The sequence below is a fragment of the Sphingobacterium sp. HJSM2_6 genome, assembly GCF_049316305.1.
Taxonomy (GTDB): Bacteria; Bacteroidota; Bacteroidia; order Sphingobacteriales; family Sphingobacteriaceae; genus Sphingobacterium.
Genome location: NZ_JBMOXB010000001.1, coordinates 243,825 through 268,314 on the forward strand (window position 1 = coordinate 243,825; position 24,490 = coordinate 268,314).

Annotated in this window: 21 protein-coding genes; 10 read left to right on the plus strand and 11 right to left on the minus strand. The window is 35.2% G+C overall.

Going from position 1 to position 24,490, the window contains the following annotated elements; all coding sequences use genetic code 11:
- Positions 1 to 318 precede the first annotated feature (318 nt).
- Both ACFRAE_RS01065 and radC read right to left on the minus strand, forming a co-directional pair.
- Positions 319 to 1,029, minus strand: a complete 711-nt coding sequence (locus ACFRAE_RS01065; protein ID WP_422795260.1) for a pirin family protein — start codon at positions 1,027 to 1,029, stop codon at positions 319 to 321.
- Between the two features lie 83 nt (positions 1,030 to 1,112).
- Positions 1,113 to 1,802, minus strand: a complete 690-nt coding sequence (gene radC, locus ACFRAE_RS01070; protein ID WP_422795261.1) for a RadC family protein — start codon at positions 1,800 to 1,802, stop codon at positions 1,113 to 1,115.
- Positions 1,803 to 1,950: 148 nt separating this feature from the next.
- Here radC and ACFRAE_RS01075 point away from each other — a divergent pair, with 148 nt between their 5' ends.
- Positions 1,951 to 2,409 carry a peptidylprolyl isomerase gene (locus ACFRAE_RS01075; RefSeq protein WP_422795262.1) on the plus strand — a complete coding sequence of 153 codons (459 nt, stop codon included), beginning with the start codon at positions 1,951 to 1,953 and terminating at the stop codon, positions 2,407 to 2,409.
- Between the two features lie 15 nt (positions 2,410 to 2,424).
- Positions 2,425 to 2,829 (plus strand): DUF5606 domain-containing protein, encoded by a 405-nt coding sequence (locus tag ACFRAE_RS01080; protein ID WP_422795263.1) that lies wholly within the window; start codon positions 2,425 to 2,427, stop codon positions 2,827 to 2,829.
- 183 nt (positions 2,830 to 3,012) lie between these two features.
- Here ACFRAE_RS01080 and ACFRAE_RS01085 read toward each other — a convergent pair whose 3' ends face one another.
- A complete protein-coding gene (locus ACFRAE_RS01085; protein ID WP_422795264.1) occupies positions 3,013 to 5,667 on the minus strand; it encodes a DUF5916 domain-containing protein in 2,655 nt (884 codons plus the stop codon).
- Between the two features lie 215 nt (positions 5,668 to 5,882).
- A complete protein-coding gene (locus ACFRAE_RS01090; protein ID WP_422795265.1) occupies positions 5,883 to 6,713 on the minus strand; it encodes a hypothetical protein in 831 nt (276 codons plus the stop codon).
- Positions 6,714 to 7,276: 563 nt separating this feature from the next.
- Between ACFRAE_RS01090 and ACFRAE_RS01095 the strand changes: the two genes are divergently transcribed.
- From ACFRAE_RS01095 to ACFRAE_RS01105, 3 genes are all read left to right on the plus strand, one after another.
- A complete protein-coding gene (locus ACFRAE_RS01095; protein WP_422795266.1) occupies positions 7,277 to 8,380 on the plus strand; it encodes a DUF695 domain-containing protein in 1,104 nt (367 codons plus the stop codon).
- Positions 8,381 to 8,552: 172 nt separating this feature from the next.
- The gene (locus ACFRAE_RS01100) at positions 8,553 to 9,140 is read left to right on the plus strand and encodes a DUF3267 domain-containing protein (protein WP_422795267.1); all 588 of its coding nucleotides are present in this window, start codon (positions 8,553 to 8,555) and stop codon (positions 9,138 to 9,140) included.
- Positions 9,141 to 9,164: 24 nt separating this feature from the next.
- Positions 9,165 to 9,752, plus strand: a complete 588-nt coding sequence (locus ACFRAE_RS01105) for a methyltransferase domain-containing protein (RefSeq protein WP_422795268.1) — start codon at positions 9,165 to 9,167, stop codon at positions 9,750 to 9,752.
- Between the two features lie 61 nt (positions 9,753 to 9,813).
- Here the strand turns inward: ACFRAE_RS01105 and ACFRAE_RS01110 are convergent, their stop codons facing one another.
- On the minus strand, positions 9,814 to 10,260 hold the full coding sequence (locus ACFRAE_RS01110) for a DoxX family protein (RefSeq protein WP_422795269.1): 447 nt from the start codon (positions 10,258 to 10,260) through the stop codon (positions 9,814 to 9,816).
- A gap of 190 nt (positions 10,261 to 10,450) precedes the next feature.
- Between ACFRAE_RS01110 and ACFRAE_RS01115 the strand changes: the two genes are divergently transcribed.
- The 4 genes from ACFRAE_RS01115 to ACFRAE_RS01130 are packed head-to-tail and all read left to right on the plus strand — an operon-like array spanning position 10,451 to position 15,213.
- Positions 10,451 to 11,239, plus strand: coding sequence for an N-formylglutamate amidohydrolase (locus ACFRAE_RS01115; RefSeq protein WP_422795270.1), 789 nt, complete (start codon positions 10,451 to 10,453; stop codon positions 11,237 to 11,239).
- Positions 11,226 to 13,052: a flavohemoglobin expression-modulating QEGLA motif protein gene (locus ACFRAE_RS01120; protein ID WP_422795271.1), complete on the plus strand. Its 1,827-nt coding sequence runs from the start codon at positions 11,226 to 11,228 to the stop codon at positions 13,050 to 13,052. Before ACFRAE_RS01115 ends, ACFRAE_RS01120 begins: the two co-directional genes overlap by 14 nt.
- A 19-nt stretch (positions 13,053 to 13,071) precedes the next feature.
- Positions 13,072 to 14,082 carry a glutathione synthase gene (locus ACFRAE_RS01125; protein WP_422795272.1) on the plus strand — a complete coding sequence of 337 codons (1,011 nt, stop codon included), beginning with the start codon at positions 13,072 to 13,074 and terminating at the stop codon, positions 14,080 to 14,082.
- Positions 14,083 to 14,085: 3 nt separating this feature from the next.
- A complete protein-coding gene (locus ACFRAE_RS01130; RefSeq protein ID WP_422795273.1) occupies positions 14,086 to 15,213 on the plus strand; it encodes a hypothetical protein in 1,128 nt (375 codons plus the stop codon).
- A 4-nt stretch (positions 15,214 to 15,217) separates the two neighbouring features.
- Here ACFRAE_RS01130 and ACFRAE_RS01135 read toward each other — a convergent pair whose 3' ends face one another.
- The 6 genes from ACFRAE_RS01135 to ACFRAE_RS01160 form a co-directional block, all read right to left on the minus strand.
- Positions 15,218 to 16,192 (minus strand): YihY/virulence factor BrkB family protein, encoded by a 975-nt coding sequence (locus tag ACFRAE_RS01135; protein ID WP_422795274.1) that lies wholly within the window; start codon positions 16,190 to 16,192, stop codon positions 15,218 to 15,220.
- 143 nt (positions 16,193 to 16,335) lie between these two features.
- Positions 16,336 to 19,506 carry an efflux RND transporter permease subunit gene (locus ACFRAE_RS01140; protein ID WP_422795275.1) on the minus strand — a complete coding sequence of 1,057 codons (3,171 nt, stop codon included), beginning with the start codon at positions 19,504 to 19,506 and terminating at the stop codon, positions 16,336 to 16,338.
- 26 nt (positions 19,507 to 19,532) lie between these two features.
- The gene (locus ACFRAE_RS01145; RefSeq protein ID WP_422795276.1) at positions 19,533 to 20,591 is read right to left on the minus strand and encodes an efflux RND transporter periplasmic adaptor subunit; all 1,059 of its coding nucleotides are present in this window, start codon (positions 20,589 to 20,591) and stop codon (positions 19,533 to 19,535) included.
- Positions 20,592 to 20,607: 16 nt separating this feature from the next.
- The gene (locus ACFRAE_RS01150) at positions 20,608 to 21,954 is read right to left on the minus strand and encodes a TolC family protein (protein WP_422795277.1); all 1,347 of its coding nucleotides are present in this window, start codon (positions 21,952 to 21,954) and stop codon (positions 20,608 to 20,610) included.
- A 4-nt stretch (positions 21,955 to 21,958) separates the two neighbouring features.
- Positions 21,959 to 22,561, minus strand: coding sequence for a TetR/AcrR family transcriptional regulator (locus ACFRAE_RS01155; protein WP_422795278.1), 603 nt, complete (start codon positions 22,559 to 22,561; stop codon positions 21,959 to 21,961).
- Between the two features lie 136 nt (positions 22,562 to 22,697).
- Complete coding sequence (locus ACFRAE_RS01160; protein ID WP_422795279.1) at positions 22,698 to 23,360, minus strand: NUDIX hydrolase; 663 nt, start codon at positions 23,358 to 23,360, stop codon at positions 22,698 to 22,700.
- Between the two features lie 140 nt (positions 23,361 to 23,500).
- Here ACFRAE_RS01160 and pfkA point away from each other — a divergent pair, with 140 nt between their 5' ends.
- On the plus strand, positions 23,501 to 24,484 hold the full coding sequence (gene pfkA / locus ACFRAE_RS01165; protein WP_422795280.1) for a 6-phosphofructokinase: 984 nt from the start codon (positions 23,501 to 23,503) through the stop codon (positions 24,482 to 24,484).
- Positions 24,485 to 24,490: the final 6 nt, after the last annotated feature.

Below are 24,490 nucleotides of genomic sequence, written 5' to 3' on the forward strand. Positions count from 1 at the left end.
ATGCTAGCTATTTTCTTGTTTCATCCACTGCTCTTCAATCGGATATAAAACGGATCTTGTTCGAATATTTTCCTGCAAGATCCGAACAAGATCCGTAGGAGATGCATAGGAGATCCGCAAATTACCTAAGGTAGAATAAGGAAAAATATCAATGATTCGGTTATAGATAAGTAGTCATAAATCGTAAGATATTCCAGCAATTAATTTGCTTTATAACTCTTCAAATGCTTGTAAAACCTACAAACAGCATCGAAGTATAGTGCCAAAAAAAACAGCATAATCAAATGACTATGCTGTTCAAAACTAAAATTAATCAACCTATAATGGAACTTCCATTATTAAAAATTCAGCGTTTGTATTTGCTTGAATTTGGATTTGAGAAGCATTAGTGATACCTAGACCGTCGCGTGTACTTAATTCATGTCCATCAACCGTCACATCACCGGATAGCACAAAAATGTAAACCCCATTATTTGCTAATTTTAAAGAATACGTTTTTGCTGTTCCAGCAGAAAACTCACTTAAATGAAACCAGGCATTTTGATAAATCCAAACTCCGTCATCAACCGCATCAGGCGAAAGAATTTGTAAGAAATTATCTTTTGCTAAGTCGTAATTGATGGTTTTTTGATCATATCTGGGAGTTACTCCTTCTTGATTAGGAATCACCCATATTTGAAGAAATTTTACTGGTTCTGTTTTACTATGATTGTATTCACTATGCGCAATACCAGTCCCTGCACTCATTACTTGGATATCTCCCTTGCGAATCACTGAGCCATTGCCCATGCTATCTTCATGAGCCAATTCTCCTTCCAATGGAATCGTAATAATCTCCATATTACTATGCGGATGTTTACCAAAGCCCATTCCAGGATCTACATAATCATCGTTTAAAACACGAAGAGCTCCAAAATTCATGCGTGAAGGTTCGTAATAATTTGCAAAACTAAAGGTATGTTTAGAATGTAACCAACCATGATTTGCATCGCCTCTACTATTTGCTTTATGTATGCTATACTTTGCCATAATATTAATCCTTTTTGTTTAACCAAAATTCCACAGAAAAGTTTTACTAGACATTGATGTAGGATAAGAAAGCGAGGAAAAATTTAGAGCAAACCTTCATCTTTAAAGCTTAAATAATGATGATCGGTAAAAATTAAATGGTCGTGGACATGAATATCTAATAATTTGGCTGCGGCAATAATTTTTTTAGTTAATACTAAATCAGCATCACTGGCTTTGAGCGTTCCAGAGGGGTGATTATGTGCTAGAATCATGGCGTGTGCTTGATGAATTAATGCCGCTCTCATAATGATTCTGCAGTCTACTGGAGTGAAATCATTACCTCCCCGTCCGATGAGTTGATGATGAATCACTTGGCAAGCTGTATTCAAGTATATTACCCAAAACTCTTCGTGAGGAAGATCTATTAATTGATTTTTTAAAAACTGATAAGCAAGTTTGCTGCTGTTCAATTGCACACGTGTTTGGGGTTCAGTATCTTGCCTTCTCCTGCCCAATTCCATGGCCGCAATAATCATAATTCCCTTGGCTTCACCAATGCCTTTAAACTGGCAGAGTTCGAATAGATCCAATTTGGAGAGTTCCAATAAATTATTCTGAACAGAAGCCAATAACCTTTTACACAAGGCTACCGCAGTTTCCTCTTTACTTCCTGAGCCGATGATGATGGCTAATAGTTCCGCATCTGTAACTGCTCTTCGTCCAATCTGTAAGAGTTTCTCCCGGGGTCTATCTGCTTCCGCCCATTCTCGAATCACCATTTTTGAAGTCATCTTTTAAAATGTATAATGATGTATTAAAATGGTTAAATATAGCAATAAACATCTTCATATCTAACTCATTAACAATAAGTTAATGTCTACTTTTTTGAATTACGTTTTAAACCTTATCTTTGTGTTTTATTATAGAAAAAATAATAACATGAGTAAAGGAATTATAAAAACTGAAAAGGGCGATATGACTGTGGAATTTTACACAGCTGATGCACCGAATACTGTAGCTAATTTTATTAAACTGGCAAAATCTGGATACTATGATGGATTAACTTTTCATCGTGTAATTCCTGATTTCGTCATTCAAGGTGGATGTCCAAATACGCGCGAAGGCGCTACTGGCATGCCTGGAACAGGTGGTCCTGGTTATAAAATAGACTGTGAATTGACAGGAGAAAACCAATACCATGATCGCGGTGTATTATCGATGGCACATGCAGGTCGTAATACGGGCGGATCACAATTTTTTGTATGCCACAGCCGTAACAACACTGCTCACTTAGATCGTAATCATACTTGCTTTGGAAAAGTGGTTGAAAATGTTGACTTAGTGGATAGCATTAGCCAAGGAGACCGTATTTTAGGGATTGAAATTATCGAAGATTAATAGTATACAAGTATAATGAATTTAAGAGGATTAGTATCGGTTACTGGTAAACCAGGACTGTTTAAATTAATTGGACAAAATAAAGGTGGATTTGTATTAGAAACTTTAGATGCAGCAAAATTAAAATCTGTTGTCAATCTTTCTACCACCAAAATGGCAACACTAGAAGATATTACCATTTATGGTGAAGAGGAAGAAATTCGTCTTATCGATATATTTGAAGCTATAAAAAGTAATACTGCTGAGGCTCCTGATGCAAAGGCTGATGGTACTACACTTAGAAACTTTTTTAGAGAAGTTGCGCCAAACCATGATGAGGCAAGGGTGTATAGCTCCGATATTAAAAAAATTATTTCTTGGTATCAAATCATTAAAGAACTTCCTCTTTTTGAAGAAGAAGCTCCTGCTCCTTTGGCGTAAACTTACTATTAGATCTGAGCGATCAGATTTAAGATATTAGCTATCAAAGGCCTTCCTTCGGAAGGCCTTTGATCATTTATTTTGAACTATTGATAAAATAAATATGAAAAAATGACTGCGTATAATAGAATTGTTATTAAGATTCTTTACATGCATTAATTTCATTTCTTCAGTAATTTAAATTTAAAGGCTAAACCAATAATTGAATTTCATCATAATGGTATTACTGGCTGGGAATCCAAACATGGATTCGAGATTATTTCCCCAACCGGATTGGTATGAAGATGCTCTTTGGGAGCCATTATGTTCCCATACGAGATAAATCGTCGAACCCGGTTTATATTCCCATCGGGCTACTAAGTTTGATCGGAATTCATTAAAACTAAAATCAGGATCTTTAAAAGTTAATTCCTTTTGGTTATAATTTGCCTTATAGATTCCATTTTGAACTTGTATTTGCTGATCATTGAGTGCCGTAAATCGATTGCTATAAGCTGAAGCTAAGGTATTTGTTGCGACTTTGAATTGTTCATAATGGGCTACAGAAGTAAATGGTGAACCATAAAATTGAATGGAAACATCTGGAGTCAAATTGACTTGAAGATTCATCGTTACCGCATAAGTATTCTGCCTCATCTTACCCAAGATATATTCCTTGTTTAGCGGATCTGAGATACTAGCTACATATTGTAAATCATCCTGATTCCAAGCATAATTAAATTGACCCGTTAATTTCACATGATTTCCAAGTCGAAAGATCATACTGGGTTGTATTTGATTATAGGAAGTTTGTTGATTAAAAAAATATCTTCCTTCATACCTCATTTTCAAAACAACACGCTTTGCTCTATCCGTACTTACATCGACTATGCTTTCTAAATTGGGATTATACCGGATATCAGGACCTCCCCTCAACCTCCTACTATCTATGGAGTTCCAGCTGAAAGTTTCCTTCACATCCATTTCAATTCGATGTACTGTACTTAAACTTCGCCAACGCAGTGCAATATCATTGTTTACGGCTACTTTACCGTAATTCCACAAATTTTTCTGAGTCAAGTTTATTCCAGCAAATCGGAATGGCCCCCAGGGATCTGTTTTACGGAAAGCGATTTCTGATTCATTTAATAAATAATCTGATTGTTTAATATATCCTACATCATTGATATCAAATCCAGGGGAAGACCAACTAAATACTTCCGAAAAATTCCATTGTGCATTTCCTTTTTTTCCGACTTTCACAAAGCCACCCGTACCATTTAAACTGGTCTTATCAGGATCAAGGTTTAAATAACTTGAGCCTGATTCACGATGATAATAATGGGTTGCATTTTGTTTGTTAAATAGTATAGCCTCTTTAGATCCGTTTAAAGTGCTAAACATGGCTTTGGCATCGATATAATATAATCGATTCGAAAAATATTGAGTAAAGTCCAGTCCTGCGGTCAGTGCATTTTCTACCAGAATGTCTTTCAAATGTTGTTGGTCAAGCTTTCTATTTGTCGACGTAAACATTCCACCCAATAAAGTATTACCATTCCAATTTTTTTGAATTCTAGAAACGGTATAATTCGTGAGGGGCTCCGTTATTTCCATACGTTCTGTTCCATTTCGATAGACATGCGACTTGGTCTGGGCGGTAATGCTTTCCAACAGGCCTATGGTCACCCCATTTCTATTGGTTCCAGTCAGTTTTAAAGCCGCCAGTATAGGAATGGGGCTCGCTGTGCTCGCAAAATTTTGGATATTATCTATATTTTCTGGCGAATAAGTTGGTCTAGCCCCAATCCTTCGGGAATAAAACATCATGGCACCATCGTTATTATCAAATTCGAGTATATGTTTACCTTCAAGAAAAAACGGCCTTTTTTCTTCATAAAACACTTCATATGCGGAAAGATTCATGACAGATGGATCTAATTCGACTTGACCATAATCTGGATTAACCGTAATGTCCATCGTATAATCATTCAACGCTAGTTTGGCATCGATACCTGCATTGGCTTTCCAGCTTTGCCCTTTTTGATAGGGACTATTGGTTATTTGAGGTTCCTTCATAAATTTACTCAATCCATAGGGCAAAAATTCAATCCCTTTCGGTTTAGGCAAATCTTTCATTCCATGCATTTCTCCAAATGAAAATACATGCCCATTATTTTTGATGGGTATTAAACTCCAATTCTGAACTTCATTATTTTTACGTATAATCCGACGAACATGCAAACCCCATACGCCATCATCATGTTGCTGATTATACCGCAATTGACTAAATGGGATCCGTAATTCCGCTGTCCACGATGAATCTGCTTTATTAATATGCGTACGACCTTCCCATACAGCATTCCAACTTAAATTTACCGATAACTTATCGGTAACCGTCAAATCCGTTTTGTTTCCTCCAAGATTGATGTTAAATTCTGGTGCTACGCGATAGTCATGGTAGGTATCGAAAGCAATACTAATCAAATCGCCATTGCTATTATCATCTCGATTGCCAATAAAAGCATTCATTGATTCTGGATTAGCATCCTTACAATAAACACCTACATAAATGTTTTCATCATCAAAAAACAATTTTACTCTTGTCCAAGAAGCTGTAAACACGCGCTCAAAAGGAATAACTTGAGAAAATTTTTCAGACCATTCCCCTTCGTGCTGCCATGTTTCTTCATCTAATTTACCATCAATTTTAAAACTTTTATCGAAGACTTTATGGATTTGATATTTCCGTTTATAAGCATCTTCAAAAGATACAACTTCGGTCCTATCTTGTTGGGCTTTAAGAAAAAAAGGAATTAACAATATAAAAAAGATGGAGAACGAGCGAAAATAGGACACTGGTAAATCAGGTTTAAGTTTAAATGGCTAATGTATTAAATTATTCGAACATTTAACAAATAAGCGATGTATAATGATGGTTACTTTAAACTTTATGTTTCTGAAAAATATAAAATAATTGAAAAGAAATATTTAAAATTATTAAACAAAGGATCAGGATTAGTTTAAAACTAACCCTGATCCATTTTGCAATTATAGGGGAACAATTTTGTTAATTAGTTCCAGAACCAATTCCAAGCTTTTTCAAGTACGACAGCACCACTCGCTATTCCGGCACCAGGTCCAGCACCTACCCCACCTACTAAAGCACCTACTGCTGCGCCTGCTGCATCTGCTCCTACCACATCACAAGTATGACAAATCGCTTGAATATCTTCCGATTGAAAAGGCTCAAAGTATGGACTTTTACTTTTATGAATAGCATTTACGTTGTGCCAGTAACCTGCTGAGTAACGTGCTACTGCATGTTGACTTAATAATGCTTTTCTTTTTTCCTCACTTAATGACTTATCTGCAATCAACTTAGCTTCATTTACTTTTATTTGTTCAATAAATTTTAATGTACGTTCGGTTGAAGTACCTCCATTATCTTCATTTAACAATCCAACAGGAAGTCCAAAGGGGAATGTTGGCGAAGGAGATAATAGATCACAAATAGCAGGAAACCAACGGCATAAACTTGGAGGCAACACCGGGATTGGTCTACCCATAGCCATCATGTCATAAGTTTCAAATAATTTTTTATACCCTTTGATTTGCTCGTCTCCAAAAGCAATTTTTTGAGAGGTATGAAACTCACTATATAATTTTATCAACTTGTCTTGATTCATTTCTTTCGTTCCATCAAAACTTTTTGAAAAGAAATCTAAGAACGTATTGTGCAATGCCCCTTCATGATCTTGAGGGTTTTTCTCATTTTGCATTTGTTTGTTGTTTAATTCCACTTCTACTTTTTGAACAACTTCTACATCTTCCGCTTTGTTACAAGAGGTGAAGCTCAATGCACTGATTAAAAGTACTGACATTAGGTTTTGTAAAGTTTTCATAATATGTTATTTTAATTTAAATCCTACTCTAAAGGCTTTTCGGAATCCGCCCAAGCTTGCGCTTCTATTAGGATATAAACCAGATGCAAATTTTGTTACCCCCTACATTGAAAAAAAAAATAAAATATTTTTCCTACTTCAAATAATATTAATTGAATACTAATTTTCTATACTAACTAAGCATTTGTCTTTAAACAGCAACAAGTACCTCTACTGAGCTAGTGTAATTATTATCTCAAGCAAATGATAAAGCTTTTGTTCTGTACAATAAGTCTAATATTTTCGGTTGAAAAGATGAATCCATTCAATTTTTAAAAATTGATTTAGCGCTTATTACTCGTACGTGAAAAAGGATTACTAACAAATTGAATTTTACTTCAATAAATTAAATCCAACCGGTTAATATTAAAATTGGTAAATCGTCATCATGATCCATTAATAATAGAATATCAAAATATTAACCTTTAAAGTATTTTAATAATCCCTAATACAATGTTCAATTCAAATTAACTATATTTAAATCGAGTCGAACAAATATTTGATTGAGCAATGATTATTAAGGGATGAAAAAAATATTCCAAAAACTATTTATTAAAAAAGACGAAGTGAAAGAGGACTCAACATACGCTGAATTTTGGCACTGGTTTACGATTCACAGTCCTGATTTTTATGAAATCATTAAAAATGGTATTGAAGTAGAACAAAAATTTGTTGGAATATTCGCTCCAAAATTAGATCAATTAGATTTGAATTTAAATTTTCTGGTAGGATTAGATGTTGATGGAGATGCTGAACTTATTTTTACGCCCGATGGGGTATTAAAATATGTAATCCATGCGGAGGATTTAGTTGCCTCTGCTCCTGCGATAAATAACTGGAAATTTAAAGCCCTTAAGCGTGCCATGACCATCGATGGATTCAGTATAAAATCGGGGGATTTTAAATTTAATACCGAAAATATCCATTTTTACCCGCAGCTTTTAGAGTCCTATCCAGATGAAATAAATTTAGTATTTGTTTATGATCATTATCATGTTGAAGCTCATAAAGAGCTTTTAAATGGAGTTTATATTTTCTTAGACAATTATTTAGGGGAAGAGCTTATCATGGAAAAAATAGACAACATCGAATTACAGAGCAAAAGTAAGGAGATGACCGATCTCATTTCTGTGGATAAACTAAAGGATTATTTAATATGGCGGGAAAAAGAATTTTTAGAAAAGTATCAACAAGTAAACTACGATTCCCAACAGGATGAATGGACACTATTTGAAGGAACTATAGAACAAAATCTTCCCATGCTTTCTGTAATGAATTGCCATGCATTAGCCTGGGATTATAAAGCATCGCATCCATGGATTTTGGTTCTTATTCAGAAATACGAACCCAAAGATGAATTAGGATTGCCAGATAATGACTCCTACAGCGTTTTTGAAAGTATTCAAACGGATATGGAATCATTTCTACCGGAGTCTGAAGGATATATTCAAATTGGTACCGAAACCGTAAATGGAACGCGAGAGTTATTTATCGCCTGTCGAGATTACCGCAAGCCCGCAAGAAAAGCAAAAGAAATTCAACAAAAATACAGTCCAATTGTGGATGTAGATTTTGAAATTTTTAAAGACAAGTATTGGAGAACGTTTAACAGCTATTTAATCAGTTAACTAAACCTGTAAAATTCTAATTCCATAAACCTGTTGAATAACCATTAGGGCTAGGTATTTAAAATAAACAAGTTAATAGTAGTTGCCCTTAAAGAATATGCAGATTTACCTTTACCTGAAAAAGGAAAAGCAGATCGCATAATGTATACCGTGAAAGCATAATAAGTAAAGCATGAACATAGCAAATTTTAATAAAAAAAAGTTAACCATTGATCTCGTTAAAGCTAATAAATGGGGTTTGATTATTTTAATACCGATTAGTATCCTCTATTTTGTGCCATTTTTTATCATTTGGTCTGACCAATTTGGCAATGCTGAAATTTTAAACAATATCCAACAATTTCTAAAACAATATGGCATTTTAGCAGGGTTTATCCCTTTAATAGTGCTGGTATTAGGGATCGTCGTTCATGAACTTATACATGGTATAACCTGGGCAATTTTTGCTAAGCAAGGATTTAAATCTATCAAATACGGAATATTGAAAAAAATGCTAACGCCCTATTGCCACTGTAAAGAGCCTCTTCGATTAAAACACTACATCATAGGCGCAATCATGCCTGCAGTCATCTTAGGATTTTTACCTGCGATTATTGCACTGAGTATAGGTAGTTTTTCTTTATTGTTATTTGCTGCATTTTTTACCATGGCTGCTATTGGAGATTTTATGATTATCCAATTAATAAAAAATGAAAATGGCCAAAGTTGGGTCTTAGATCACCCTTCAGAAGCAGGCTGTTATATTTTAGAAGAATTATAATCTTTAATCATCAGCTCGTAAAAGATGGAAGATCTTATAAAGAAAGAATATTGGAATAACCGTTGGATTGCCAATCAAAAAGGTTGGGATATAGGCTATCCATCTCCTGCCATCGTAGACTATTTGCAAACCTATCCTGATAAGCAAGCCAAGATTTTAATTCCAGGCTGTGGAAATGCTTATGAAGCCTCTTTCCTACTGGATTCTGGCTTTCGGAATATTACCTTACTTGACCTATCTGCGAACTTGATTGACCTTTTAAAAGAGAAATTTAATCCCTATCCTGAGGTGAAGTTAATCTGCGCAAATTATTTTGATATTGAGGATCACTTTGATTTGATCATTGAACAAACTTTTTTTTGTGCATTAGACCCAAGACTGCGCGGTCAATATGTTCAAAAAACCGCTGAACTGTTAAAAACCCGCGGTAAATTAATAGGATTACTATTTAATCGAGCATTTGAACAAATAGGTCCCCCCTATGCAGGCGAAATATCCTATTATCGGCAGTTATTTCAATCTGAATTTATTATCCATCAATTAATCCCCTGCAGAAATAGCATTCCTGAACGGCAAGGATCGGAAGTATTCTTGGAATTTGAAAAAAAATAGCCAAAAAAATTGGCCTTGCAAAGAAGGCCAAAATGGGAAAATAATTTTCGTAAACTAATTATTATATTCTACGTTGGTATCCTGGTTTATCCATAGCCTTATCTAATGATAAAGGGCCCGATCCAACCACCATAAAATAAATTAGCAAAATCAACACCATTGCAGAAAGCCATAATTCAGAATTTAAGAAACTGAAACCTTGCGTGATGTTGATAAAAAATACTGCTGCGAAAAGAATAGGAATTTGAATTGCAGCCGCTAAACGTGTTCGCAAACCTAAAGCAATAAATATTCCGCCTACAATATGTGCGAATACCACATAATGGACTGCGCTCCAAATGGAAAGCTGGAAATGCGTTTTTTCAATCAGATTCGCCACCGAATTACGGTCCATGATAAAACTTACCCCTTTGGCAAATAAAAGAATACCGAGCACAATCCGGACGAAATCAATCCAGCGTGGGTGATGCATGTCACCCCAATGTTCAATGCGTTGAATTAGGTTCATAATGACCTCCTTTTTTTAAATTGGTTATTAGTTATAACGCCTAAGGTTACTATCTTAGTATTCAAGTGGTTATAAAGCTTATACTTGATTGAATTTTTAAATGTTTAACCATTTAATTTAGTAATAACCTTATTTTATATAAACTATTTAATTGAAAAGTTGTTTTAATAAGTGAATCTAAGATATTTCCATGTTACATTTTACCCAGTTCCATATCCAACAAGTAAGTAGTCCGTATTGGGCATTTGCTATCCATGATGGACAGGATATACATCCAGCGCTATTACCCTATCAACTATTGAAAGAACAGGAACGCTTGCGCGAAGAGGACCCATTTACGGCAAAAATAGCAGACTTACCGATCAATCAATTTATCGTAAAAAGCTCGAGATTTCAATTGGACATCAATAGAAAATTGGAGGATGCAATATATCTTAAACCTGCACAAGCCTGGGGACTGGAGGTATGGAAGGATACAACGCCTGCGAATTATATCGCAAAATTGCAGGATGATCATCAGAATATATTGCAAACAATCGTTGATTTAGTGCAAGAAACAATTCATCAATTTGGATATTTCGTGATTTACGATATTCATAGCTATAATGCAAAACGTCATTCTTCTGCTGAAGTAGTAAATGAGCTTGAAAATCCACAAATAAATTTAGGAACAGGGCCTGTCCATTCCAAATGGAGACCTCTCATCACGCTATGGATGGATTATCTAAAAACACAAACACTATACGGTGAGGTTATCGATATTCGAGAAAATGTAAAGTTTCGTGGAGGGTATTTATCCCAGATGATCAATGAACGCTTTGCAGAGTTTGGATGCGTTTTATCCATAGAATTTCGGAAAGATTTTATGGATGAATGGACTGCTGTACCAAATCATTTGAGGATTCAAAGCTGCAAAGAATTATTAAGCAATTCTTTAGAGGTATTGAATAATTACTTTGACGATCATGGAAAAAAATAAAGGTTTACCAGGAATTATCAATTCCATACAGAAAAGACATCCTATCCATTATCAAATCCCTAATGTTGGAAAATTTGTTTTTCAAAAAATTGTACCTTATATTTTTATTTATCGGATACCGAGTTTAGATAAGAAGGATAAAATGATTTCCGATTTAGCAAGAACAGAGAATGCGAGCATCGTCTGCAAATCTGGGGAATTTGAATTTGAAACTTGGCTACACCCTATTGCAGAAACTTTAGCTCAAGAATTTGGTGCCTGCTTATTGGTAGAGGCTTGGGTAGCTCCAGAAAATCAAAAAGAAGATATCAAACTACATATTGGTCAAAAAGATATCTTACCCTTGGCCGAATACCTGCAGAAGAATATTAGAAAAGAAAGTAAAGAAATCCATGTAGAGATGACCAAGGAATTTAATATTCCGCAACCTGAACATTTGAACTCTTTATATAGTAAAAAGGAACTTCAGAATAAACAGATATTACTATTAGGCATTTCCATTAAACAAAACTATTTGGATGAACATGAGGCTGTATTGCCTATTTTAATGCGTATTTATCGAGAGACACTAGCCAAATCATTATCTCGTCTTTTCTTTGAATTTTTAAGAGTTTACACGCATTTAAATGCTACCGCGCAAAAAATAAATTTTCAACAAGAATTAACTCCCTTAATTAATGAAATAGACCTAGCCCTGGCGCAAGAAAGTAAGAAATTTGACTTCTTATTGATGGTGACTCCACTTAATACGCATGAAGCATGGCTACAGTTTAAAAAGGATAAATTTTGGAAAGCTCCAAAATTTCTATATCGACCATTACATATAGATCCAGATTTAGTAAAACGGAGGCTATATAATTTGCGGATTGAAGATATCTACGATCCAACAATGGGTTATATATTTCGAGATAAGCGATCGGAACTTGACTCCACCATCACCATGTTAGCCGACCGAGGAAAAGAAGATTTCGTACATGGAAGTTTGCAAGTATTTGGCAACGTTTCGGAGAAATTATACAATACGGCCATGGCTATTTTAATGATGACCGAATCGGAAAATAACAGTGCTAAAAATGAAGAAATAATAGATGCACATCATTTTGCCAAATTAGCGAGAGACGAAGTCAGATTTCTACAACAGCAACATCCCGACTTTAATTGTCCCATACGAATTCGCGAGGATATATCTGGGGTGATGGTAAATCGTGGAGCCTTGAATATTAGTAAGGAATATAAACTCAGCAGCTCGAGAGCCATGGCATTAATACAACATGAAATCGGAACGCATGTGGTTACTTATTTCAATGGTCGGATGCAGCCTTTAAATTTATTCAGTTTAGGCGTTCCTGGTTATGAAGAACTGCAAGAGGGACTAGCCGTATTATCTGAATTCATTGTAGATGGTCTAAATAATGATCGATTGAGAATCATTGCAGCCCGTGTAATAGCTGTTCAACATATGCTTTTAGGAAATAACTTTATAGACAGCTTTGATCTGTTGGTTGCGCAGTATGGTTTTAAAGCAGAAACAGCCTTCCAAATTGTGATGCGGGTATATCGTGGTGGAGGATTAACCAAAGACGCCCTTTATTTGAAAGGAATTATAGAATTATTAAACTATTTAAAGGATGGTAAAAATGTGCATTTGTTGATGATGGGGAAAATCAGAAAAGATTACCTGCCCATCATTAAGGATTTATTACAGCGTGAAGTATTGATCCCACCAGCCATCACACCCAGGTATTTATTTCCAGAATATTCGGATAAATGGAAAGACGCTAAAACAAAAGGAACCATCTTCAAACTAATTTAAACAAAATCCCTTATATTTTATGAAAATAGCATTCTTAATCAACCAGACCCATAAAGAAGAAGAAAAATTCACGACCACTTTATTGGCATTAAAAGCATTACAACGCGGACATCAAATCTTATATATAGGGCTGGCAGATTTTGTATATGAAGAAGAACAGGCTATCCTAGCGCATTGCCGCGTAGTCGATCCTAATGAACAAATAGATAGCTACAGCAAATTGATTGAAGTACTGAAAGCCTGTGAAAAAACATTGCTGGATATGAATGATATTGATCTGTTATGGCTGCGATTTGACCCAACATTGGATATGATTAACAGGCCTTGGGCTGCTGCAACGGGTATACAATTTGCACAACTAGTGAAAGCAAATGGGCGATTGGTAATAAATGATCCGGATCATCTAATTCAAGCAAATAATAAATTATATTTAGAAAATTTCGATAAATCTATTCGTCCGAAAACCTTAGTCACTAGAAATCATAAAGACGTATTACGATTTTTAGAAAAACAAGAAGAAAAAATCATCTTAAAGCCGCTTAAAGGTTCAGGTGGTAAAAATGTATTTTTAATTCAATATGAAGATCGACTTAATCTTAAACAGACCGTAGAAGCGATAGGAAGAGATGGTTATGTGATAGCTCAAGAATATTTACCTGACGCTATACATGGAGATATTCGCTTCTTTTTGATAGATGGGGAACCATTACACTTGAATGGTCAGTATGCCGCAGTTCGTAGAGTGCAAGGTAGTAATGAACTAAGAAGTAATATACATCAAGGTGCGAAAACGGAAAAAGTAGCAATAGACGATTCTATTTTAGCGTTAGTAGCGAAGGTTAAGGACAAGCTAAAACAAGATAAAATGTATTTGGTCGGCCTAGATATTGTTGGAGATAAAATTATGGAAATCAATGTATTTAGTCCGGGCGCTTTGTACCACATCAACCAATTAACGAAAACAGATTTTACAGAAGTTATTATTCAAGATTTAGAAAAACGAGTAAAAGACTTTTATGATTTATCTTAGTCAATGAAACCAGTCACTATCCTATACTTATGGTTTTTAGCTCCTGCTTATATACTCAGCTGGTCAATTGGGCAAGGAATTCCTGAACAAAAATATTTGAAAGACAGTTTACTTGTTGACAGCAGTTTTACAGAATTATTATTACCGAAAGCTGCAGGGGAAATTTCAGGGGCTGATGGATGCGTCTCTATTGATTTAGGAAATAACCAATCTTTATTTCTGTGGGGCGACAGTTTCCTTGGGAAAATTGATCAGGATATTAAAATTCCTCCCTTAAAATTTATTTTAGGCAATACGGCTACCTTACTAGATCAGCATGGGATAACACAATTATATCAGGGTAATTTAGAAAACCCCAAAGCACTATTTGACGTACAAAAGAAGCATGGAAAAGAAATGTGGTATTGGCCTGGAGATGGTATTATTGATCATAACCAACTCCTGTTATTTATGTCTAAATACAGCAAAAAAGCAGGAGAAACTGGTCCATTTGCCTTTCAATATGAAGGTTGTGATTTATTATTAGTTGATTTAAAAACATTTAAAATAAAAAAAACTATTGCTTTTATGCCTGCGGATCAGCGCATCCATTTTGGACATGCAGTTCTAAAAGATGGCCAAGATCTATATGTATATGGTTCGAAAATGAATGAGGAACGTTTAACCTCCGACCTGCATGTCATGAAAATTAACATGAAACCAAATGCAATTAAAAGTAAATTATTTTGGGACGGAACTAAATGGAATTCGAATCCCAATCAAAGTCAAGCGATTTTGGGCATCAAAAAATTAGTTTCCGAACAATTTAGTATTCGAAAAGTAGCTAATAAAATTATATTCTTAACGCAAGACCGTTTAAAAGTTCCTGGAGAAATTTACTCGTATCTAAGTATGCAGCCTGAAGGCCCATTTACTGAAGAACGATTGATTTACCAAATTCAGGAACCTAATTTGGAGAGGCATAAACTCTTTACCTATAATGCCATGTTGCATCCGCAAATACAAAAAGAAGATAAAATCTTAATGAGCTACAATATAAACAGCTATGATGAGGCAATCTGGTGGAAATATGGATCGGCGTATCGTCCCCGATTCTTATGGGTTCCAAAAACATCATTTGGATTAAATTAATGACTTATTTTTGAATGACTTTTTCTTCTTGTGTCAAAGGAGCTGCTGGAATTTCAGCTACATTGCGTTCGATTTCCTTAACCTCTACGTGTACGGCAAACTCCGAGGGCTCAATACTAATGCCTTTGTAGGTCGCGTATTCACGGGTAAATACGGCTCCAAAATATAATATTGCTGCAGTATAATAGACCCATAGCAGGACCAAAACAATGGAACCTGCAGCGCCATATGTGGACGCTGTACTGGAATTAGACAAATAAAATCCAATAGCAAATCTTCCTAAGATAAATAGAAAGGTCGTAAATAAGGCGCCCGTTTTTACGGTTTTCCATTGAATATTCACATCCGGCAAGACTTTAAATATAATACTGAACAATAAAAAAGTAATGGCAAAAGTGAGTAAAAAATTAATGCCATCGATCACATATACCGTCATATCTGGGAAATAAAAGAGTAGCCGATCGGTAATCATGAGAATGACTCCATTGATAACTAAAGTGACTACCAACACAAAACCAAGCCCAATAATTAACGAGGAGGATAATAATCGATCCATCAACAACTTCAACCATCCCTTTTTAGGTTTTGCACGAACATGCCAAATCTTATTAATGGAATTCTGTATATCTCCAAATACAGTTGTTGCCCCGACAAGCAGTGTTATAATACTAATGATTAATGCCATATTTGATTTTCCAGACAGGCTTAGGTTCTTGATCACCTCTTGAATCTGCAAAGCAGCATTTGCCCCTACTAAGCCATTTAATTCAGAAAACACTTTTCCTTTTATGGCATCTTCACCAAAAAATATCCCCGCCAAAGAAATCATCAATACCAAAATGGGACCAATGGAAAAGATCGTGTAATAAGCTAAAGAAGCACTATATTTCATGCTGTCTTCATTGATAAATCCTAGTACTGAATTTTTTAAAATCTCAAATGAATTATGGATAAAGCTCTTTCTTTTGTGTTGTGACATAGATCTTTTTTCTTTATCAACAGCCTCTTCTTAATTTTGTTTAATTCTATTGATTTTTTTAGAAAAAAAACACCCAGTGCTTTAACATAAAAAAGGGCCTGAATGTAAAATTCAGACCCTTCTAATATTAATTAATTGTTCTATTAATTATGCTTTACTTCCATTTCATCGATGTAATGTTCGTTAGGAACATAATCTGCATCAATTAACGTGGCGTAATCTGTTTCCTCTTTTTTACCGAAACGGCGTTTTAAGCTGTCGAATATTGAATAAACTACAGGTACAACTACCAAGGTCAATAATAAAGAAGATAATAATCCACCAATAATTACGATGGCTAATCCCCTATTCATATCTGCCCCATCTCCTGTTGCCATTGCAATAGGCACCATACCGATAACCATGGCTATAGTCGTCATTAAAATTGGACGTAAACGAGCATGGTTGGCAGCTACTAATGCATCATGTGTATTATCACCATTTTCTTTACGGTGATTCGCAAAATCAACCAATAGAATAGCGTTTTTAGCAACTAATCCAATAAGCATGATAATACCTAAAATCGTAAAGATATTTAATGATTGACCTGTTAATGCTAGTAGAATCAACGCGCCAATGAATGATAATGGAATTGAGAATAATACTACAAATGGTGTAATAAAACTATCATACAATGATACCATAACCAAATACACCAACAAGATTGCGGCTAATAAGGCTACTCCCAATGTACCAAAACCTTCTTCTTGGCTTTCCATAGTACCACCCCAAATATAAACTACCCCAGGTTTGCGTTCTAATTCCGAAAACTTAGCTTCCCATTCTGCTGCAATTTCACCCATAGAACGACCAACAACTGCCGCTTGTATAGAAACTGCTGGCGATTTATCACGACGTTCTAATAATGAAGGTCCTGATCCATAACCAATTTCAGCAAATTGTTCTAATGCAATTGCAGTACCTTGATTATTGATGAATTTTAAATCACGCACATTGTTAATGTCAGAACGGCTATTTTCTCCAAAACGGATATTAATATCGTATTCATTATCTCCTGCACGGAATTTATTATCGGTATTACCGGAAAATGCCGTTTGCATGGTCATCCCCACGGTAGCTACATTTAACCCTAACGAGTTCATCTTTTCACGATCCACTTTCACATTGATTTCCGGATTACCTCCTTCAGATGATAATTTAACACCTGTAGATCCTGGAACTTGGCGCAATAAATCAGCTGCTTTTTCGGCAAATTCTGCTGCATCTTTCACATCAGATGCGATAATGGTTAATTTTAAAGGAGCTTGTTCCGCACCCATTAAACCCATATTTACCGACTTCACTTTAGCTCCTACTAATTTGTTTTCCAATTCGCGCATCAATACCGCAGCATATACCTTGGAACTCTCCGTGTAGGTATCTTTCATCACGACGTGGATTTCCGATTTGTACCTAGACCCACCGGTAGACATTACCCCATCGGAAGATTGACCAACTGTAGTAATAATTCGCTCTACTTCGGGTTTCGATTTTATGATTTCTTCTGCTTTTTGCGTTAATGCATTAGTTTTTTCAAGAGAAGCATCTTTTTCCAATTCAAACTGAATCAAATACTCTCCTTTATCTGAAGCAGGGAAGAAATCAGATCCAATGTATCCCATTACAGCTAAACTTATGGAACCAGCAAATAATACTATAGCCAAACCAAGTGTCGCTAACTTCGTAGATACACTCTTTAAACACCATTTCAGAATATCAGAAATCATGTGTGTGAATTTGGTTAAACCAGCTTCAAAACCATGAATAATCTTTCCGAACAAAGTGTGTGGATTAATGTGATCTAATCTACCGAACCTAGAATATAACCAAGGAACTACGGTAAATGAAACTAATAAAGACAATAGGGTTGAAATAATAACCGTAACACAGAATTGTGCAAGAATATTAGCAACCAAACCTGTAGACATCGCAATAGGTAAGAATACCACGACAATTACCAAGGTAATCGCTGCAACGGTAAACCCAATTTCTTTTGCTCCATCATAAGCGGCACGCACTTTATTTTTACCCATCTCCATGTGGCGGTGAATGTTCTCAATTACAACAATTGCATCATCCACTAGAATACCAACCACCAAGGAAAGTCCTAATAAAGACATTAAGTTTAACGTATAACCCATTAACATCAACCCAATAAAGGTTGCAATTAACGATAATGGAATCGCTACCATTGTGATGGCTGCATTACGTAAACTATGAAGGAAAAACAACATAATGAATCCCACAAGGATAACCGCAATAACTAAATCTTTCATTACGTTATTTGCTGCATTCAAGGTGTAATTCGTCGAGTCATTTGCTATTAGAACCTTAATATTATCCTTAGCATAATCTTTTTCAACTGTTAAAATGGTTTCTTGAACTAATTTAGAAACTTCAACAGCGTTCGCATCAGACTGCTTAAACACTTGCAATAAAATGGTGTTTTGTTGATCTAATCTTGCAATCTTCTCAATCTCTTTAATACCATCTTGGATATCTGCAATATCTCTTAAGAAAATGGTTATACCTTTTGGCGTAGTAATAGGCAAATTACGTAACTCATCTACGGTATTTACCTTTCCGGCTAAACGTATTGTCGTTCTATTTTCGCGAGTACTTACATTTCCTGTAGGGAAATCTAAGTTAGACTGTTGGATAACTTGTTGAACTTGTCCAATAGATAGTCCATAACCTTCTAATTTTTGAGCATCAACACTCACTTGAATCTCACGTTCTTCACCACCTACAAGATCTACTTTCGCCACACCGTTTATACGAGCGAAAATTGGTTGAATCTTGTTGTCCAATAAATCAAACAACTGTTTTTCCGTCAAATTTGACGTTACAGCCAAACTCATGATGGACACATCATCTAAAGAGAATTTATTTAGAGAAGGTGCATCTACATCATCTGGAAGGTCATTAAGAATTGCATTAATTTTCCGTTGTGCATCAGTCAATAAGAAATTGACATCTGCTTCATCATTCAGCGTAATCATGACCACGGAAACATTCTCCATGGATGTTGATTCCAGTTTTTTAATATTTTCTAATGATGATACAGCATCCTCAATTTTCTTAGTTACTGTATTTTCAACCTCGGTCGGTGAGGCTCCCGGGTACACGGTTTGAATGGTAATTACATTTACCTCAAATTTAGGTACCAATTCATATCCCAATTGGGAATATGAAAATATCCCTCCCAGTGTCAGTATTATAAATAATACGATGATTAGACTGGGACGTTTTATTGATATTTCAGTAATCTTCATGTTCTATACTTTGTACGAATCCCTTTTTATTTAATCACTTGTACTGCAGCTTGATCGTTCAAATTGATTTGTCCAGAAACGATCACCTGATCGCCAGCTACTAAACCACCAATAATTTCTACGTCATTGCCAAAACTTCTACCTGATTGTACTTTCGTTTCAATCGCTTTTCCGTTTTTCAATACAAATATTTTATTGTCTGCAATACTTCCTACAAATGCTGTTCTAGGAACAACTAACGTGTTGGTTGAACCTTCGGCACCGAACAATGCAGTACCATACATACCTGCACGTAATTCATTGTTAGGATTATTTGCAATTTCGATTTCTACTGGGAAATTTAAACTACCATCAGATTTTGGAGCAATAAATGTAATACGACCAGTAAATTTCTTATCAGCATATACACTAGCCGACACATCTACAGTTTGACCTACTTTTAAAGTTGCTACATTTTTTTCGTCTACATTCACACGTAGTTTAAGCGTGCTTACATTAACGATATCGAAAGCGGCCGTACCAGCACTTACATAAGCACCCGGTTCAATCTTTCTAGCGTTTACAATACCTGACACCGAAGTTTTGATGGTCACATCACCTGCAACAATCTTTGCGCTTTTCAAATTGTTTTTCGCACTTTCAAACTGCAATCTCATGCCATCAACTTGTTGTTGCGTTACACCGCCTGTTGCTAAAGCACTTTCATAACGTTGCAATGTTGCTTGAGCATTATCATAATTAGCTTGAGCATTTGCGACATTAACGTTTAAACGATCTCCTTCTACTACAGCCAATGTTTGACCAGCAGATACATGAGAACCTTCATCAACCAATACACGAACTACACGACCACCAGTTTCAGCGGCTACCGTAACTTCTTGTTTCGGCATAAATGTTCCGTTTGCTTGATATGCTAAACTGATTTGTTGCATTTGCGCCGTATCGATACGAACTGCTACTGCTGTATTCGTTTGTGCAACTACGGCTGTTTCAGCCTCAGTTTTCTTTTTATTTTTATTCAGGATGTAGAACATTCCTGCTAAGAGTCCTCCAATTACAATGATGGATATTAATACACGTTTCATATTGTGGATAAGTTAATTATTCGTTTACTAAAGATTTTAAATTTCCGTTTGCTTTGATTAATTGAATTTCTGCTACTTTATAGTTTAATAAGGCAGTATTCAAATTATTTTGTGAGGCTGAATATGCATTTTCAGCATCTAATAATTCTGTTAGGGTTGCAAGTCCATTTTTATAGTTGTTTTCCGTATTGGTTAACACCTCTTTTGCCAGACCAACATTTGAACGATTGGTATTGATGGTTAAAAGAGAATTTTTAATTTGTTGTTTTGCATTTTCATTAGCTAAGTTCAGACCTAGTTTAGTGTCTTCCAATTGAACCTCCAATTGTCTAATCTGAATGTTCGCTTTGTTAACTTTAGCCTTGGTTGCTCCACCATTAAAAATTGGAATCGCAAGATTTAATCCTAAACCAGAAAAACCTGACCATTTCACCCCTTCATTTGGGGAGAATATCGGAAACGTATTTCCCATACCCAAGTAGCCTAAATTACCCGTAAAGGATAAAGTAGGATAGTATCCTGAAATAATAGACTTTTTATTGTATTCTAACAGTTCTGCTTGTTTCTCTAATAATTTAATTTCAGAACGATTACCTAAACCAGCATCTCCCAACGAAGCATTTTCAATTTGTATGTCAAATGTCTCTTCCGGTAATACTACTTCTTCTTGAATCGACATACCAATAGCGAATTTCAAAGCATTTTCCGCAAGCTCTAAGGAATTAGAAACAATTTGTTTTTGAGATTCTAAATTATTAATATTCACAATAATCCTATCCAAATCTATTTGTCTACCTAAACCAGCTTTCACCAATCCCTCGATTACATTTTTAGTCTTGGTCGTACTAGCAAGATTCGTTTCAATTGTTTCTAATTGCAATTGTGTTTGAAAAACCTGATAATAAGAATTGGATACTTTTTCAATCAATTGCTCATCAGTAAGTTCTTTATTAATCAAGTAAAACTCCTTGGTAGAACGTGCTGCTTTCAAACCAGTAAACAAGGCTTGATTAAAAATTTGTTGATTTACATTTAGCACGGCATTCGATTGCCATTTTTGACCAAATGCTACCATGATAGTTTCTCCAGGTCTTCCCATCAATGCACCATCCAAAGCACTTTTTTGAAGCATTGGATTATACGTTAAAGTTCCTGATGCACTAATTTGAGGCTTTGCTCCAGCACGAACTTCATCGATTTGATATTGTGCATTTTCTAGTTCTAAACTTGCCGCTTTAGCCTCCGCTTTATTTTGCAAGGCATATTTCAATGCCTCTTGCAGCGTTAGCGTTTCTTGTGCAAACAGCAGTTGTCCGGAAAATAATCCTGACAATAGTAGTGTGAGTAATTTTATATTTTTCATATTGTTATTTGCGAATTAATTTACCTTCGAAAATCAATCGAGCAGCTCTTTTTTGACTTGACAAAATTTTATCAACATTACTTTCATTTGGAATACCTGTTATGATATCCGAAACGGTATGTAATATGTCTAGTCCTTTTAAAATCTCTGTGAATGATTGCGCATAATCTTCTAAATTTTCTAATTTTAAATCGTCATTTGCGACAGCCTTCTCTAATAAAGATTTCATGATGAGAATATCTTTTTTATTGAATTCTGCCAATGCTTTTGCTATGTCTATCCCTTTGATCCAATCTAAATTTTCATTGATATGAAATACATAATATTTCTTCATGAAACTCGCTTTAAGCTCTAAAAGCTGATCAATCGATGACATTAAATCACCTTGATATTCTTCAATTAAATCACTCTCTTTACCATGTAATTCAGTAATCACTGCACACAAAACATCCAAAATCAAGGAAGGTTTGTCTGGATAGTAATAATAAAGATTTGCTTTAGTGATCCGAAGATCATCTGCAATTTCATTCATGGTCGTTTTATGAAACCCAAAATGAGCAAAACGCTTAAGAGCAACTTCTATAATTTGTTCCTTACGGTTTTCCATTTTACCTTTTATTATTTTTGACTTTTTCTAAAAATTATTCAAAAGTATAAAATAGAACACAAATAATATCATTCCAATGTCAAAAAATTGTTTATTAACAACTTATTAACTTGGAATTAAGTATGAATTACAAATTTTAATCTTGATTAAACTGTTTTAAGAATTTCTTTTTATCAAATGCGTATAATTTTGCAGCGCGGTAAGATACACCCTTCTGATATTCATTAAGCTCTTTGAGATAGCCTAGGTTATTTATTTTCTTTCTAAAATTTCGTTTATCCAATTTTTTATTCAACAGGCCTTCATAAACTTGCTGTAATTGAGTGAGTGTAAATTTTGTAGGTAATAATTCATAAGGTGCTGTGGAAAATGTAACAGACCTTTTCAAACGATCTACACTTAGCTCGATGATTTCTTTATGATCGAATGCTAAATCGGGTAATTCAGTAATAGGAAACCACTTTAATTGTTTCATGTAAGTCGTGCCAGTAGCAATTTTATTTCGCACCTCATCCATTTGAACTAATGCTAAATAGGCCACGGTCAATATTCTACCCTCTGGATGTCTCTTCACGCCTGCGAAGGCGGCCAATTGATCCATGTAAATATCTTTAAGCCCTGTCATCTCCAACAAGATACGAGCCACAGCATCTTCCATTTCCTCGTATTTATTTACGAAATAGCCTGGTATTGCCCACCAATCTTTATATGGATATTCATTCCTTTCAGCAAGTAAAACTTTCAATTCGCCATCATCAAAAGTTAAGATGACACAATCAATGGTAAAATGGGTTTGCACGGTATCTCTATGTTTAAATTGATTATCCTAACTTGTTTAAATTATGAACAATTATAACAAATCCACAAACAAATTACTAAAAAAATTTAATAGTGTAAGAAATACACATTATATTCGTAATTCAAAAAATCTATGTGCAAATGAATAAAATTGAAAGGATTGGTGTTTATACTTCAGGAGGAGATGCTCCTGGCATGAATGCAGCCATTCGCGCAGTGGTCCGCACAGCATTATATAACGGAATAAAAGTTACAGGAATATATAGGGGTTATGAAGGAATGATTGAAGGCGATTTCAAAGAAATGGTGAGTCGCTCAGTGAGTTCCATATTACAAAAAGGAGGCACCATATTGAAATCTGCAAGATGTGCAGAATTTAGAACTCCCGAAGGAAGACAAAAAGCCTACGATCAAGTTAAAGCTGCTGGCATTGATGCATTAGTTGCCATCGGCGGAGATGGGACCTTTACAGGCGCCGAGCTTTTCTCTAAAGAATTTGACATCCCTGTCATGTGTATCCCAGGAACTATAGACAATGATTTATATGGATCTGATTATACATTAGGATTTGACACCGCAAACAATACCGTCATTGACGCCATCGATAAGATAAAAGATACTGCCGCTTCACACAATCGATTATTCTTTGTAGAAGTGATGGGGAGAGATTCCGGATGTATTGCATTGAATGCCGGTGTTGCTGGAGGTGCTGAGGCATTAATGCTTCCCGAAAAAGATACAGCTATTGAAGAATTAATAGATTCCTTAGAAGAAGCAAGAGAAAGAAATAAAACTTCCATGATTGTCATCGTTGCAGAAGGTGATAAAAATGGCGGAGCCTATAATGTTGCAAAACGTGTGAAAGAAAAATTTGATTTTTATGACACAAAAGTTAGTATATTAGGGCATTTACAACGTGGGGGTTCACCGAGTAGTTTTGACCGTGTACTTGCAACCCGAATGGGCTATTTTGCAGTAAACGAATTGATCAGAGGTAACCGTAGTGCCACCGTTGGTATTAGAGGCAGTCAAATAGTTTCTACCAGTCTAGAAGAAGCTTTACGAGGAAAAGAGCTTAAATTAGATGAAGAATTATTGAAAATCGCCCAAGTTATGAACATATAATTTATT